The sequence below is a fragment of the Massilia sp. UYP32 genome, assembly GCF_050434365.1.
Taxonomy (GTDB): Bacteria; Pseudomonadota; Gammaproteobacteria; order Burkholderiales; family Burkholderiaceae_D; genus Telluria; species Telluria timonae.
In genome coordinates this window covers 258,267-271,616 of sequence record NZ_JBNDIK010000001.1, presented here as the reverse complement: position 1 = coordinate 271,616, position 13,350 = coordinate 258,267, and the positions used below count along the sequence as shown (strand labels likewise).

Genomic DNA, 13,350 nt, shown 5'->3' with positions numbered 1-13,350 from the left:
CCGCACATCGTTTTCGCACCTGCCGACCTGGCTGCGCCGCGCGCGGCCGGCGGCCCGCGCTCGCCCTTTTTTTGAATGGAATGGGACCACCATGAACCGCAACGACATCAACTGGACCGGCTACATCCCGGCCATCACCACCCCCTTCACCCGCGACGGCGCGATGGCGTGGGACGACCTGGCCGCGCAACTCGAGTGGTACGTCGAGCAGCGCATGCACGGCGTGGTCCTGGCCGGCACCTCGGGCGAGTGGTTCAGCATGAGCGAGGCCGAGCGCGCCCAGTTGTTCGCCGAAAGCGCGCGCGCCATCGACCGCCGCATCACCGTGCTGGGCGGCTGCAATGCCTATACCGCCGAGGAAGCGATCCGCCATGCGCGCGCCGCCGAGAGGGCCGGCCTGGACGGCATCCTGCTGACCCCTCCCCCGTACATGGTCCCGAGCCGGCGCGAACTTGTCCAGTTCTACCAGGACGTCTCGGACGCCACCGACATCCCGATCTGCGTCTACAACTGGCCGCGCGGCTGCGTGGTCGATATGGACACCGAGCTGCTGGACGAGATCAGCGACATCGACCACGTGGTCGCGATCAAGAACTCGACCCCGAACTTCGCCGGCTTCCTGGAAGGCCTGTATGCGCTGGGCGAGAAGGTGCGCTACTTCAACGTGCCGACCTCGGAACTGGGCGCCGACCTGGTCTCGATCGGCCGCGGCGACGGCCTGATGGGCGCCGGCGGCGTGCTCGGCGCCGACCACCCCGATTTCTGGCGCCTGATCGACAAGGGCGACAGGGACGGCGCGGTGGCCCTCGGTGCGCGCGACCGGGTCATCATGAAAGCCTGGTTCAACAAGGACTTTGCCGGCAACTTCGGCAGCGCCCAGGCGATCCTCAAGACCGCCCTGCGCCTGCGCGGCGTGCCGGCCGGCTACGTGCGCCGCCCGCTGCTGGACCTGACCCCGCAAGAGGTGGAACGGGTGCGCGCCACGCTCGAAAGCCTGGGGCTCGAAACCGGCGCCGCGTGAACCGGCCGCACGTCCCCATGAGCAGCCGCCCATCCGCGAGCGTCGTCGACACCCTGGTGATCGGCGGCGGCCTGCTGGGCAGCGCCGTGGCCTATTACCTGGCGCAGGCCGGCAGCCGGGTGCTGCTGGCCGAGAAGGGCCAGATCAACCGCCAGGCCTCCGGCCAGAACGCGGGCAGCCTGCACTTCCAGCTCGAATACCGGATGATCGAGAACGGCCTGGAAGCGGCGCGCAAGGCGGCCGAGGCGATGCCGCTGCACCTGCACGCACAGCAGGCCTGGGCCGGCCTCGAGCAGGAGCTGGGCAGCCCGCTGGGCGTGGTCCAGCATGGCGGGTTCATGGTGGCCGAGACCGCCGAACAGGTCGAGCGCCTCGGCCGCAAGGTCGCACTCGAGCAGTCGAGCGGCCTGGTGACCGAGCTGCTCGACGGTGCCGAGGTGAGGCGCCGCGCGCCGTATCTCGGGCCGTCGATCCTGGCCGCGGCCTTCTGCCCCACCGAAGGCAAGGCCGACCCGCGCCACTGCAGCCTGGCCTATGCCAATGCCGCCGCGCGGCTCGGCGCCGAATTGCGCACCGCCTGCGGCGTGGCTGCGCTCGCGAAGGCCGCCCACGGCTGGAACGCCACCCTGGGCGACGGCGCCAGCGTTCGCGCCTCCACCATCGTGATCGCGGCCGGCGCCTGGTCGGGCCGAGTCGCGCAGATGGCCGGCAGCGTGCTGCCGGTGAGCCCGGTCGGGTTGACGATGACGGCCACCGCGCGCAGCGCGCCGCTCGTGTCGCACCTGGTGCAGCATGCCGGACGGCGCCTGTCGATGAAGCAGACCCGCGAAGGCAACGTCCTGATCGGCGGCGGCTGGCCGGCGCGCCTGCACCAGGAGCATGGCCTGGTCGACCTGGAACGCAAGCCCGACCTGCTGCTGTCTTCGCTGGCCGGCAATATGGCCGCCGCCGCCGCCGTGGTGCCCGGCGTCGCCCACCTGCCGGTGCTGCGGGTCTGGACCGGGATGACGGCCCTGGTCGCCGACCAGCTGCCCCTGATCGGCGAAGTGCCGCGCGCGCCCGGCGCTTTCATCGCCACCGGCGGCTCGGCGTTCACCCTCGGCCCCACCTACGCCCGCGTGCTGGCCGACAAGGTGCTCGGCAAGCCGCCCGCCTTCGACGTCGGCCGTTACGACCCCAACCGATTCGCGAGCCTGACCTTTGTTTAATTCCATTCGCATCCAGCCAGAACGCGGCGAGGCCTTGCGCCCGGCGCCAGTCACCATCTTCGTCGACGGCGTCCCGACCGCCGCCCATCCGGGCGAGACCGTCGCCACCGCCCTGATGGCGGCCGGCGGCGTGCGCTTTCGCACCACCGCGCGCGGCGCGCCGCGGGCGCCCGTGTGCAATATGGGCGTGTGTTTCGAGTGCGTGGTGACGGTCGACGGCCGTCCCGGGACGCGCGCCTGCATGACCCTGGTCGCGGCCGGCATGCGGATCGAGAGCACATGACATGAATATCGAAAACAATCAGAATTACGACTTGCTCGTGGTCGGCGCCGGCCCGGCCGGCCTGTCGGCGGCGCTGGAGGCAGCCGGGCGCGGCCTGAAGGTGGCCGTGATCGACGAGCAGCACGCGCCGGGCGGCCAGATCTTCCGCCAGCCGCCGGACCGCTTCCAGCTGCCGGACGGCGGTCCCGCGCCGGCCTACCCCTTCGGCGCCGAACTGCTGCGGCGCGCGCGCGCCGATACCCGCATCGCCTGGCACTACGGCGCCACCGCCTGGGGCGTGTTCCGTGAGCCGCAGCAGGCGCGCTTGCGCGTCGGCATCGGCAGCGGCGACGCCGGCGCGATGCTCGACGGCCGCGCGCTGCTCATCGCCACCGGCGCCTACGACTTGCCGGTGGCCTTCCCCGGTTGGACGCTGCCCGGCGTGATGAGCGCCGGCGGCGTACAGACCCTGCTCAAGAGCCAGTTCCTGCGTCCGGGCAAGCGCTTCGTGCTGGCCGGTTCGCATCCCCTGCTGCTGCTGGTGGCCGACCTGCTGCTCAAGTCGGGCGCCACCGTGCTCGAAGTCGCGATCGCCCGCCCGCGTCCCGGCCTGGGCGAGCTGCTGCGCGGCTGGCGCGCCCTGCCTGGCCACCTCGGCCTGATGCTGCAGGCCACGCGCGCCGTGTGGAACCTCAAGCGCCACCGCGTGCCGCTGCGCTTTGGCAGCATGATCAAGGCCGCATCCGGCGGCGAGGCGGTCGAGGCGGTGACCATGCAGGACGTCGACCGCAGCTGGCAGCCGCTGCCCGGCACCGAGCGCCGCCTGGAGGCCGATACGCTGGTCGTCGGCTATGGCTTGCTGGCCTCGACCGAGCTGGCGCGCCAAGCCGGCTGCGCCGTCGACTACGGGCCACGCGAAGGCGGGTGGATCGTGCGGCGCGACGCCACCATGCGCAGCAGCGTGGACGGGATCTGGGTCGCGGGCGAACCAGGAGGCGTCGGCGGAGCCGAACTGGCCCACCTCGAAGGCCGGCTGGCGGCGCTGGACGTTGCGCGCGCGCTGGCGGCGCCCGCGCAACGTCCGGCGGACGCTGAGCTCGACGGCGTGCGGCGCGCGATTCGCAAGGCGCATCGCTTCAGCGACGTCGTCCTCGATTTCTTCGCGCCGGACCTGGCGGCGCTGGCGCGGCTGGCCAGCGGCGACACCCTGGTCTGCCGCTGCGAGGAAGTCGGCGCGGACGAGGTGCGCGGCTTCCTGCGCGCGAACCCGCACGTGAGCGACGTCAACAGCGTCAAGCTGGCCTGCCGCACCGGTATGGGCATGTGCCAGGGCCGCTACTGCCAGCACACGACCGCACAACTGCTCAGCGAGGCGACCGGCAAGCCGGTCGAACGCCTCGGCCACTACACGGCGCGCGCGCCGGTCAAGCCGGTGTCGGTGATCGCCCTGGCGAACCTCAAGTAAGCGGCTACAACAAGCCGAGCACCTGCAGGGCAGCCTTCCCCAGCGGCACCCGCTTGGCGGCGACGGTGTCGTCAGTGATGTCGACGTTCAGCGCGAACGCATACACCTTGCCGTCCTTCTCGACCCAGCCGACCCACCAGCCGATCTGGTTCTTGCGGTCGTCCGGCATGTACCAGCCGGTCTTGGCGTAGAGATTGGCGTGATCGTCCTGGCGCACGATCTCGCGCACCGCCGCCATCGCGGCTTTCGGGAACGGCAGCTTGCCCTGCGCCAGCCGGCCCAGAAAGCGGGTCTGTTCGAGCGCGCTGATCTTCAACGGACCATCCAGCCAGAAGGCATCGATGACGGACCCGGCATCCATATTGCCGTAATCGAGCCGGCGCAGGCCTTCGCGCATGCGCGGCATGCCGATGCGGCGCGCCAGCTCCTTGTACACCGGGACGTTCGATATCCTGATCGCCTCGCGCAGCGGCATGTCCCTGGCCCATTGCGGCAGATAGGTCGGCCCGCCGCCGTACGGCAGCACTTCGTCGACGCTGGAGACGGCGCCGGTGGCCAGGCCGATCAGCGAATTGGGAATCTTGTAGGTCGACGCCGGGAGGTAGCGGATGGCGGCGCGCTGGCGGTCGTGGCCCACGTATTCGCCAGTGGCGACGTCGTGCACGACGAAGGTGCCGGTTACGCCCGCCTGGTCGAACATCTCGGCGATCTTCGCATCGTCACGCCAGACGATGGCCGGCATCCCGGCTTCCTCTGCCAGCGTCTTTTGCAGCCGCGCTCGGCCCTTGTCGGCATAGGCGCGGCAGGCGCCCTTGTCGACGAAGGCCGCGTTGCCCAGCAGGGCGCGCTGCGCGTGGCGCTGCCACAAGCCGCTGCCTTCCGGGTGGCTTGACACCAGCACGTCGCACGGCAGCGCCGCGACCTTCGCGATCGAGCGCTCGATGTCGCCGCGCGCGTTCGGGTAGGCCGGGTCGCCGCTGTAGCGGAACGCCCCGGCGCCGATGGCATTCAGGCTGTCGGCGTACACCATGTTCACCCGCTTGCCGCCATCGCCCGAGGTCCAGGTCCAGGTCGAGCCGCCCTGGGTGTGGCCGGGCGTCGCATGCAGGGTGACGGCCAGCGGGCCGACCTTGACCGTCTCGCCGTCGCGCACGATGCCGACCCTGGCCACCGGCGCCATCTCCGGCAGATCGGCATATTGCGGATCGCCGCGGCTGGCCTTGCCGGTGCGCAGGACCGGCGCCGCGGCGGGCGTGGCCCTGACCTCGGCGCCGGACAGTCGCTGCAGCTCGGCGATCCCGCCGGCGTGGTCGACGTGCTCGTGCGAATTGAGGATGATGCGGATGTCCTCGACCTTGAGTCCGAGCTTGCGGACATTGGCCGCGATCTGGCTTGCCGCCTCCGGGCTGGCGCCGTCGATCAGGATATGGCCCGCGTTCGACGTGATCAGGACCGAACTCAGGCTGCGTGTGCCGACGTAATAGCTGTCGCCGGACAGGGCGAACGGTTCCTGCGGCGTGTTCCAGTCGCTGGCGGATGCGAAGGGCATGCACGTGACGAGTCCAGCCGCGGCCAATGCCAGGCTTGTGATCTTCATGAAGGGTTCCTCAGGGTGGGTTCAGAGCGCGTCCAGCCTTGACGGCAGTTCGCGCAGGAAGGCTTCTTTCAATAGCGGTCCGGCCGCGCGATCGGGGTGCTGGCGGTCGAGGGTCAGGCGCGCGAACACGATCGTGCGCCCTTCCTTGCTGGCCCAGCCGACGAACCAACCGTAGGAGCGCGGCGCGTCTTGCGCGCCCTTGGGCTGCTCCATTACGGCGGTGCCGGTCTTGGCGTACACGTCCCAGCCGTTCGGCAGCGAGGGCAGCCGCAACAGTGTCTCCGCCATGTCGTACGCGTGCGGATTCAGACCCAGCTCGCGGTTGACGACCTTGCGCAGGAAGGCCGCCTGCTCCTGCGCCGAGATCTGCAGCGAGGAACCGATCCAGGCATCGGCGACGCCGCCCGACAGGTCCTGGTTGCCGTAGTCGAAGCGCTGCACGTACGATTGCAAGCCATCGAGCCCGAGGCGCGCCGTGACCTGCTGCGCGTACCACACGGTCGAATTGCGGATCCAGCTCGTCAGGTCGGTGGTGGCGCGCCAGGCCGGCAGCCAGTCGATATAGCCCGGCTTGAACGGCAGCGCCGGCGTGTGGGCATCGACCAGGATGCCGGCGTCATAGCCGAGCAGGCTGACGGCGATGTTGAAGGTGGAGGCCGGGGTGGCGCGCACGTCGCAATCGCCCTCTTCGACCAGGCGCGCGCCGCTCGCGGCGTCGAGCATCAGCGTGCAATCGGGACTGGCCGGCGGATTGCTCCAGGCCAGCGCGGGCTGCAGCGCCAGGTTGCCGCCAAAAGCCAGCGCCAGGATCGCGAGCCCCGCGCCGCGCGCCCAGGCCGCGTGCCGCGCCGCGCCGGGCTTGCGGATCAGTTCAACGCGGGCCGCCAGCGTATCGGGACTCACGCCGCCGAATGCCAGTGCCCCATGCACGACACGGTGCTGCATGCGCAGCTGCGCGAGCAGCGCGGCGGCATAGGCGCGGCGCTCAAATGACGGCCGGCCGCGCAGCACGTCGCGGTCGCAGCCGAGTTCCTGGGCCCAGGCGAGTTTGTCGCGCAGCAGGCGCATGGCGGGATTGAACCAGCACAGCGCCTGCAGCGCGGCGCCCACCGTCAGCCACCACAGGTCGCCGCGGCGCCAGTGCGTCAGTTCATGGGCCACGATCAGCTCGCGCTGCAGCGGGTCGATGTCGCGCAGCCCACGCGGCAGCAGCAGGCGCGGCTTGAAGGGGCCGACCAGCATGGGCGGTATCGGGGCGTCGACTTCGATGACGGCAGGGTATGCCGGATGCGCCTGGGGCGCGCCGCAGCGCAGCAGGCGCTGCACGATCCGCTGGCCGCGCCACAGCCGGCCGAGCGTCCAGGCGAGGCCGCAGGCATAGACCGACGCCCAGGCCCAGGCCAGCCATGCCAGCCAGGAACGTTCACCCGCGATGGAGGCCGGCACACCGGCGGCGAGCCCGGGCGGCGCCAGCGCGGCGGGCAGGCTTGCCGCCGCGGCGCCCACGTCGACTTCGAACACCGGATGCATCGGCGCCTGCTGCGCCGGGGGCGCGAGCAGCAGGAGGAAGGTGGCCGCGATCGCGACTTGCCCCAGCAGCCACGTGGAGCGCTGCATGCCGAGCGCCGGCAGCGCGCGCCGCGCCAGCCACGTCGCGCCCCATACCGCCAGTCCCGCCGCCAGGCAGCCGGCGCCGGCGAACAGGAAGCGGATGACCAGCTGGTCGAGCGGGTTCATGGGGCGCCATCCTTGTCATCGGGCCAGTCGTTGAGAAGCTGCTCCAGGCGCGCCAGCTCCGCATCGTCGACCAGCTTGCTGCCGGTGAACATATTGACCGGCAGCGGCGTGTCGATTTCCATCACGCGCCGGCCGAAGTCGTGGGCGAAGGCGGCCAGGGTGTCGACCTTGTCGCTCACCGCCTCGTACACCTGCACGCCATGGCGCAGCTCCTGGCGCACCATGTTCTTCTCGAGCATGCGCTCGAGCGTCTTGCGGGTCGACGAATACGACCACGCCAGCTCCTCGACCACGGCGTCATGGATTTCGCGCGCGCTCAGGGGCTGCCGGCGCCACAGGGCTTTCAGCAGGCTCAGTTCGGAAATCGAGGGGACGGCCATGGACAACACTCCGGAATGCGACGATAGCCGCAATCATGCGACAAGTGTCGCATTACTGTCAACCATGCTGTCAACTACGTGCGCAAGTCGTCCACCGGCTCGCTGCCGAAACCGGGCGCCAACAGGTAATCGACCAGTTTCTTCGCGCACGCCTCGGGCGAATCGAGCGCGCCGCCCTCCTTCAGCGCGACGAAGCGTTCGCGCATCGGGAAATCCGCATCCGGCGTGGCGCGGATCGCGGCTTGCATATCGGTATCGATCACGCCCGGCGCCAGGCTGCAGGCGCGCACGCGCACGTCGCCGTCGAGGAGCACGGCGCGCGCATGCTGGTCGAGCGCGGCCTTGGTCGCGCAATACACGGCCCAGCCGGGATAGGCATTGCGCGCCGCCCCGCTCGACACGTGCAGGATGCGCCGCTGGGCGGTCGGCGCGGCCCGCACGAAGGCGGCGGCCAGCGCCAGCGGCGCGCCGACGTTAAGCGCGACGGCGCGCAGCACGTCCGTCGGGTCTTGCGCGGCAAGCGGGCCAACCGGCGTGACGACGCCGGCGTTGTTCACCAATAGCGCATCATCCGCGCCCTGGAGAAAGTCGCGCAGCATGTCGCCCGCGAGCCAGGCCGCCAGGGCGCCGGAGTCGGCCATGTCGACTTCGACCTGTTCGATCCCGGCCAGTCGCGCGCGTCCGCGCGCCAGGCCCAGCACGGCGATGCCGCGCCCATGCAGTTCGGCCGCGATCGCGGCCCCGAGGCCGCGGGTGTGGCCGGTGACGATTGCCTTCTTCATGCTGTAGTCCTCAAATGAATACGGGTTCGGGTTCCAGCGCCACGCCATAGCGGGCCGCCACGTCGGACTGGATGGCCTGGGCCAGGCGCACCACGTCGGCACCCAGCGCGCCACCCAGATTCACCAGCACCAGCGCCTGCTTGGGGTAGACACCGGCCGGACCGATGTGCTTCCCCTTCCAGCCGCACTGGTCGATCAGCCAGCCCGCCGCCAGCTTTTCGGTGCCGTCCGGCTGGGCGTGGTGGACGAGGTTCGGATACGTCTCCAGCAGGCGCCGGCATTCTTCGTTCGACACCACCGGGTTCTTGAAGAAGCTGCCGGCATTGCCGATCTCGAGCGGATCGGGCAGCTTGCGGCGGCGGATCGCTTCGACGATGGCGCCGATATCGCGCGGCGTCGGCGCCGCCAACGCCGCTTCCTGCACCGCGTTGGCCAGTTCGGCATAGCGCAGGTTCGGCTGCCAGGCCGCCGGCAGGGCGAAGGTGACGTCCAGCACGATGAGATCGCGGCCAATGGCGTGCTTGAAGATGCTGTCGCGGTAGCCGAAGCGGCAAGCGGCGGCGTCCAGGGTGCGCAGTTCGCCGCTGGCCATGTCGAAGGCGGTCAGGCTGTGGAACACATCCTTGGTTTCGACGCCATACGCCCCCACGTTCTGGATGGGCGCGGCGCCGACCGTGCCGGGGATCAGGGACAGGTTTTCCAAGCCCCCCAGGCCCTGGTCCAGCGTGAAGCCGACGAAGGCGTGCCAGTTTTCTCCGGCCTGGGCGCGCACGAGGATCTTGTCGCCCTGCTGGCCGAGGATCTCCCTGCCCTGGCCGGCCATGTGCAGCACCAGGCCGTCGAAGTCCTGGGTGAACAGCAGGTTGCTGCCGCCGCCCAGCACCAGGCGCGGCAGATCGGCGAGCGCGGGATCGGCGCGCACCGCAGTCAATTGCTCGGCGCCGGTGACGCGCAGGTAGCGGCGCGCCGAGGCGGGAATGCGGAAGGTATTCAGGCCGGCGAGCGGCTGGTCGTGGACGATGGGCAGGTCTGGATGCATGACGGTCGGGATGGAAAATGTCGTTTCATTATAGTGGTTCACGCATTCCCGACTTTCCAGCCTGGCAAAACGGTCGCGATCCGGGCCGTTGTCCGCTAAAATAGAGGGATTCATCTAAAGCAATATTCGAAAAGGACACTCCATGCCATCGTTTGATGTGGTCTGCGAAGCAGACATGGTCGAAGTCAAGAACGCGGTCGAGCAATCGAACAAGGAAATCACGACCCGCTTCGACTTCAAGGGCAGCTCGGCCAATGTCGAACAAAAAGAGCGCGAACTGACCCTGCTCGCCGATTCCGATTTCCAGCTCGGCCAGGTCAAGGACGTGCTCATCAACAAGATGTCGAAACGCAAGGTCGACGTGCGCTTCCTGGACGAAGGCAAGGTCGAGAAGATCGGCGGCGACAAGGTCAAGCAGGTGATCAAGGTGCGCAACGGCATCGAGACCGAAGACGCGAAGAAGATCACCAAGCTGATCAAGGAAAGCAAGATGAAGGTGCAGGCCAGCATCCAGGGCGAGTCGGTGCGCATCACCGGCGCCAAGCGCGATGACCTGCAAACGGCGATGGCGATGCTGCGCAAGGACGTGCAAGACCTGCCGCTGGCCTTCAATAATTTCCGCGACTGATTGTCGTAGCACAGAGTCGCTTGTGGCCGGCATGACCGGCTTGAGACAAGGCGCGCGCGGACATGTTCTGCGGCGCCTTGCCCCGCTTGGAGTAGAATGGCGCCGTGCGAAATTCGTGCGCGTTTTCCACGACGTTGCGCGTCGCCGCAACCCCGGGCAGATTAGGTAGTCTAAGGATAGCAATGAAACGTGTTGAGGATTTCCGCCTACGTATGGGCAACAAGGAATATGTGCCCATCATGATCGGCGGAATGGGTGTGGACATTTCGACGTCCGAGCTGGCCCTGGAAGCGGCCCGCCTCGGTGGTATCGGTCATATCTCCGACGCTATGTCCCAGGACGTGTCCGACCGCAAGTTCGACACCACCTTCGTTAAAGACAAGACCAAGACCTACAAGTTCAACATCAACAATATGAACAAGGCGGTGGTCCAGTTCGACCTGGATCACCTGGCCGAGGCGACCCGTCGCCACGTCGGCGCGACCATGGAAGCGAAGAAAGGCGATGGCCTTATCTACGTCAATTGCATGGAAAAGCTGACCATGAACGCGCCGAAGGAAACCCTGCGCGTGCGCCTGGCCTCGGCGCTGGACGCCGGCATCGACGGCATCACCCTGTCGGCCGGCCTGCACCTCGGTTCGTTCGAGCTGATCAAGGACCACCCGCGCTTCCGCGACGCCCACCTGGGCATTATCGTGTCCTCGGTGCGCGCGCTGCAGCTGTTCCTCAAGAAGGTGTCGCGCCTGGACCGCAAGCCCGATTTCGTGATCGTCGAAGGCCCGCTGGCCGGCGGCCACCTGGGTTTCGGCATCGATGACTGGAAACAGTATGACCTGCACACCATCATGGACGAGGTGCTCGCCTTCATGCAGGCCGAGCAGCTGGGCATCCCGGTGATCGCGGCCGGCGGCGTGTTTACGGGCTCGGACGCGGCCGGATTCCTGGAAAAAGGCGCCGGCGGCGTGCAGGTGGCGACCCGCTTCACCGTCACCCACGAATGCGGCCTGCCGGACAACGTCAAGCAGGAATACTTCCGCGCCAGCGAAGAAGACATCGAAGTCAACGGCGTGTCGCCGACCGGCTATCCGATGCGCATGCTCAAGAATACCCCGGCGATCGGCTCCGGCATTCGCCCGGGTTGCGAATCCTACGGCTACCTGCTGGACGCCACCGGCAACTGCGCCTACATCAACTCGTACAACCGCGAGGTGCAGGCCCATCCCGACCAGAAGAAAGTGGTCGTGATGGACAAGACCTGCCTGTGCACGCACATGCGCAACTTCAATTGCTGGACCTGCGGCCACTACACCTACCGCCTGAAGGACACCACCCACCTGCTGGCGGACGGCAACTACCAGATCCTGAGCGCGGAACACGTGTTCAAGGATTACCAGTTCAGCGTGAACAACGAGATCGCGCTGCCGGTGAAGCAGGAAGTGGCGGCGGCGTAAGCGTCTCCGCTGTATCGACGAGAGCCACGGTCATGCCGTGGCTTTTTTCTGCCCGGAATACGGCTTCCCATGCAAAAAGCCACGGCATTGCCGTGGCTTTTTGCATTTGCGTTTGCGTTACTGCTTACAGGCACCGCGCCGCCACCTACTCATGCGGCGCGGAGCCATCACATCACTCCTTCAGCGCCGCGACACGCGCCGCGATCTTCGCCGGATCGGCGCCAACCGCCTTCACCAGGCGCTTGCCGTAGTCGGCATCGGCCTTCGAGAAGTGCGCCAGCATGGTCTCGCGGGTCTCGACGTTCTGCACGCGCTTCAGGTCGCCCGACAGGTTGGCGATCAGGTCGTCCTTGTCCTGGCTGCTCAGCGAGCGGTAGAACTCACCGGCCTGGCGGAAGTTCAGCGTCTTGGCGATGCGCTGCTGCTGGGTGGTGCCGGTCAGCGGCAGGTTGCTCGAACGTGCATTCGGGTCTTCGACCAGCGGCGCCAGGCGGCTCGGCTGGTAGTTCACGCTGCCCTTGCGACCATCGATATTGCCCTGGCCATCTTGCTGGTGATTACGCACCGGCACCAGCGGCTTGTTGATCGGCAGCGACTGGAAGTTCGCGCCCAGGCGGTGGTGCTGGGTATCGATGTACGAGAACAGGCGGCCCTGCAGCATGCGGTCTTCCGAAGGCTCGATGCCCGGCACCAGGTTGCCCGGCGCCAGTGCGACTTGCTCGGTCGCTTCGAAGAAGTTGTCAGGCACGCGGTCCAGGGTCATGGTGCCGACCTTGCGCTCCGGGATGCCGGGCCAGATCTTGGTCGCATCCAGCGGGTCGAAGTCGAACTTGTCCAGCTCTTGCGGCTTGAGCACCTGCACGGTCAGGTCCCAGCGCGGGAACTTGCCGGCCTTGATCGATTCGTACAGGTCGACCGTGGCGTGGGCGGTGCTCTTGCCCTGGATCAGCGGGATCTCTTGCGGACGCAGGTTACGCTCGCCCTGGCGCGATTTCCAGGCGAACTTGGCGTACACATATTCACCCTTGGCATTGACCAGCTTGAGCGCGTGCACGCTGCTGCCATCCATCTGGCGGTAGTTGGCCGGCGTGCCGTAGTTCGAATACACGCGGGTCAGCATGGCGGTCGCTTCCGGTACGTGCGAGAAGAAGTCGAACACGCGCTCGGGTTCTTGCACATTGGTGACCGGGTCCGGCTTCAGCGCGTGGATCATGTCCGGGAACTTGATCGCGTCGCGGATGAAGAAGATCGGCAGGTTGTTGCCGACCAGGTCCCAGTTACCTTCCTGGGTGTAGAACTTGGTGGCGAAGCCGCGCGGGTCGCGCACGGTTTCCGCGCCCGAGCGGCTCGGGATCACGGTCGAGAAGCGCACGAACACCGGGGTCACGGTATCGCGCTTGAACATCTTGGCCTTGGTCAAGTCCGACAAGTCATCGGTGACGACGAAGCTGCCGTGGGCGCCGGTGCCGGTCGCGTGCACCACGCGTTCCGGGATGCGCTCGCGGTCGAAGCGCTGCAGCTTCTGGATCAGGTGCACGTCCTGCAGCAGGGTCGGACCGCCGGGACCGGCGGTCTGGCTGTTCTGGTTGTCGCCAACCGGAGCGCCATTGTCCTTGGTCAGCGTCTGGGCATAGGCGCCCTGGGCCAGCGCCATGGCGCCGGCAGTCAGGGTCAGTGCGCACAGGGCCAGGCGCCCAGCGGAAGGTAAAGCATAGCTCATAGTCAAAACCTATTTAAGTTCAAGTCGAGATAGCTATCTTATAGATGAGTATGTTATTTA

Annotated in this window: 12 protein-coding genes and 1 pseudogene; 6 read left to right on the top strand and 7 right to left on the bottom strand. The window is 67.8% G+C overall.

Going from position 1 to position 13,350, the window contains the following annotated elements:
- Positions 1-91 precede the first annotated feature (91 nt).
- The 4 genes from ABIB42_RS01230 to ABIB42_RS01215 are packed head-to-tail and all read left to right on the top strand — an operon-like array spanning position 92 to position 3,956.
- Positions 92-1,021 carry a dihydrodipicolinate synthase family protein gene (locus ABIB42_RS01230; RefSeq protein WP_005669371.1) on the top strand — a complete coding sequence of 310 codons (930 nt, stop codon included), beginning with the start codon at positions 92-94 and terminating at the stop codon, positions 1,019-1,021.
- Between the two features lie 17 nt (positions 1,022-1,038).
- Complete coding sequence (locus ABIB42_RS01225; RefSeq protein ID WP_005669370.1) at positions 1,039-2,229, top strand: NAD(P)/FAD-dependent oxidoreductase; 1,191 nt, start codon at positions 1,039-1,041, stop codon at positions 2,227-2,229.
- The gene (locus tag ABIB42_RS01220) at positions 2,222-2,512 is read left to right on the top strand and encodes a (2Fe-2S)-binding protein (protein ID WP_005669369.1); all 291 of its coding nucleotides are present in this window, start codon (positions 2,222-2,224) and stop codon (positions 2,510-2,512) included. The genes ABIB42_RS01225 and ABIB42_RS01220 overlap by 8 nt, the downstream gene beginning before the upstream one ends.
- Before the next feature lies 1 nt (position 2,513).
- Positions 2,514-3,956, top strand: a complete 1,443-nt coding sequence (locus ABIB42_RS01215; protein WP_005669367.1) for an FAD-dependent oxidoreductase — start codon at positions 2,514-2,516, stop codon at positions 3,954-3,956.
- A 4-nt stretch (positions 3,957-3,960) separates the two neighbouring features.
- On the opposite strand, the gene blaOXA is transcribed toward ABIB42_RS01215, so the two are convergent.
- The 6 genes and pseudogenes from blaOXA to murB form a co-directional block, all read right to left on the bottom strand.
- Positions 3,961-4,698, bottom strand: coding sequence for a class D beta-lactamase (blaOXA, locus tag ABIB42_RS01210; RefSeq protein ID WP_429247757.1), 738 nt, complete (start codon positions 4,696-4,698; stop codon positions 3,961-3,963).
- 18 nt (positions 4,699-4,716) lie between these two features.
- Positions 4,717-5,505 (bottom strand): annotated as a pseudogene (gene bla / locus ABIB42_RS01205) (subclass B3 metallo-beta-lactamase); the annotation flags it as partial.
- 69 nt (positions 5,506-5,574) lie between these two features.
- On the bottom strand, positions 5,575-7,290 hold the full coding sequence (locus ABIB42_RS01200) for a penicillin-binding transpeptidase domain-containing protein (RefSeq protein WP_429247742.1): 1,716 nt from the start codon (positions 7,288-7,290) through the stop codon (positions 5,575-5,577).
- A complete protein-coding gene (locus ABIB42_RS01195; RefSeq protein ID WP_005669361.1) occupies positions 7,287-7,670 on the bottom strand; it encodes a BlaI/MecI/CopY family transcriptional regulator in 384 nt (127 codons plus the stop codon). Before ABIB42_RS01195 ends, ABIB42_RS01200 begins: the two co-directional genes overlap by 4 nt.
- Before the next feature lie 74 nt (positions 7,671-7,744).
- A complete protein-coding gene (locus tag ABIB42_RS01190; protein WP_312160128.1) occupies positions 7,745-8,452 on the bottom strand; it encodes an SDR family oxidoreductase in 708 nt (235 codons plus the stop codon).
- Positions 8,453-8,462: 10 nt separating this feature from the next.
- Positions 8,463-9,491: a UDP-N-acetylmuramate dehydrogenase gene (gene murB, locus ABIB42_RS01185; RefSeq protein WP_429247756.1), complete on the bottom strand. Its 1,029-nt coding sequence runs from the start codon at positions 9,489-9,491 to the stop codon at positions 8,463-8,465.
- Positions 9,492-9,633: 142 nt separating this feature from the next.
- On the opposite strand from murB, the gene ABIB42_RS01180 reads away from it, so the two are divergent.
- Together ABIB42_RS01180 and ABIB42_RS01175 are read left to right on the top strand one after the other, a co-directional pair.
- Positions 9,634-10,119, top strand: coding sequence for a YajQ family cyclic di-GMP-binding protein (locus ABIB42_RS01180; protein ID WP_005669348.1), 486 nt, complete (start codon positions 9,634-9,636; stop codon positions 10,117-10,119).
- Between the two features lie 182 nt (positions 10,120-10,301).
- Positions 10,302-11,570 carry a nitronate monooxygenase gene (locus ABIB42_RS01175; RefSeq protein ID WP_005669345.1) on the top strand — a complete coding sequence of 423 codons (1,269 nt, stop codon included), beginning with the start codon at positions 10,302-10,304 and terminating at the stop codon, positions 11,568-11,570.
- Between the two features lie 172 nt (positions 11,571-11,742).
- On the opposite strand, the gene ABIB42_RS01170 is transcribed toward ABIB42_RS01175, so the two are convergent.
- Positions 11,743-13,290 (bottom strand): catalase, encoded by a 1,548-nt coding sequence (locus ABIB42_RS01170; protein WP_071363466.1) that lies wholly within the window; start codon positions 13,288-13,290, stop codon positions 11,743-11,745.
- Positions 13,291-13,350: the final 60 nt, after the last annotated feature.

Bases quoted from the DNA above. Each gene is read 5' to 3' on its own strand.
- murB (WP_429247756.1), bottom strand. From the start codon at position 9,491: ATGCATCCAGACCTGCCCATCGTCCACGACCAGCCGCTCGCCGGCCTG.
- blaOXA (WP_429247757.1), bottom strand. From the start codon at position 4,698: ATGCCGGCCATCGTCTGGCGTGACGATGCGAAGATCGCCGAGATGTTC.
- ABIB42_RS01195 (WP_005669361.1), bottom strand. From the start codon at position 7,670: ATGGCCGTCCCCTCGATTTCCGAACTGAGCCTGCTGAAAGCCCTGTGG.
- ABIB42_RS01230 (WP_005669371.1), top strand. From the start codon at position 92: ATGAACCGCAACGACATCAACTGGACCGGCTACATCCCGGCCATCACC.
- ABIB42_RS01170 (WP_071363466.1), bottom strand. From the start codon at position 13,290: ATGAGCTATGCTTTACCTTCCGCTGGGCGCCTGGCCCTGTGCGCACTG.
- ABIB42_RS01225 (WP_005669370.1), top strand. From the start codon at position 1,039: ATGAGCAGCCGCCCATCCGCGAGCGTCGTCGACACCCTGGTGATCGGC.
- ABIB42_RS01200 (WP_429247742.1), bottom strand. From the start codon at position 7,290: ATGAACCCGCTCGACCAGCTGGTCATCCGCTTCCTGTTCGCCGGCGCC.
- ABIB42_RS01175 (WP_005669345.1), top strand. From the start codon at position 10,302: ATGAAACGTGTTGAGGATTTCCGCCTACGTATGGGCAACAAGGAATAT.
- ABIB42_RS01180 (WP_005669348.1), top strand. From the start codon at position 9,634: ATGCCATCGTTTGATGTGGTCTGCGAAGCAGACATGGTCGAAGTCAAG.
- ABIB42_RS01190 (WP_312160128.1), bottom strand. From the start codon at position 8,452: ATGAAGAAGGCAATCGTCACCGGCCACACCCGCGGCCTCGGGGCCGCG.
- ABIB42_RS01215 (WP_005669367.1), top strand. From the start codon at position 2,514: ATGAATATCGAAAACAATCAGAATTACGACTTGCTCGTGGTCGGCGCC.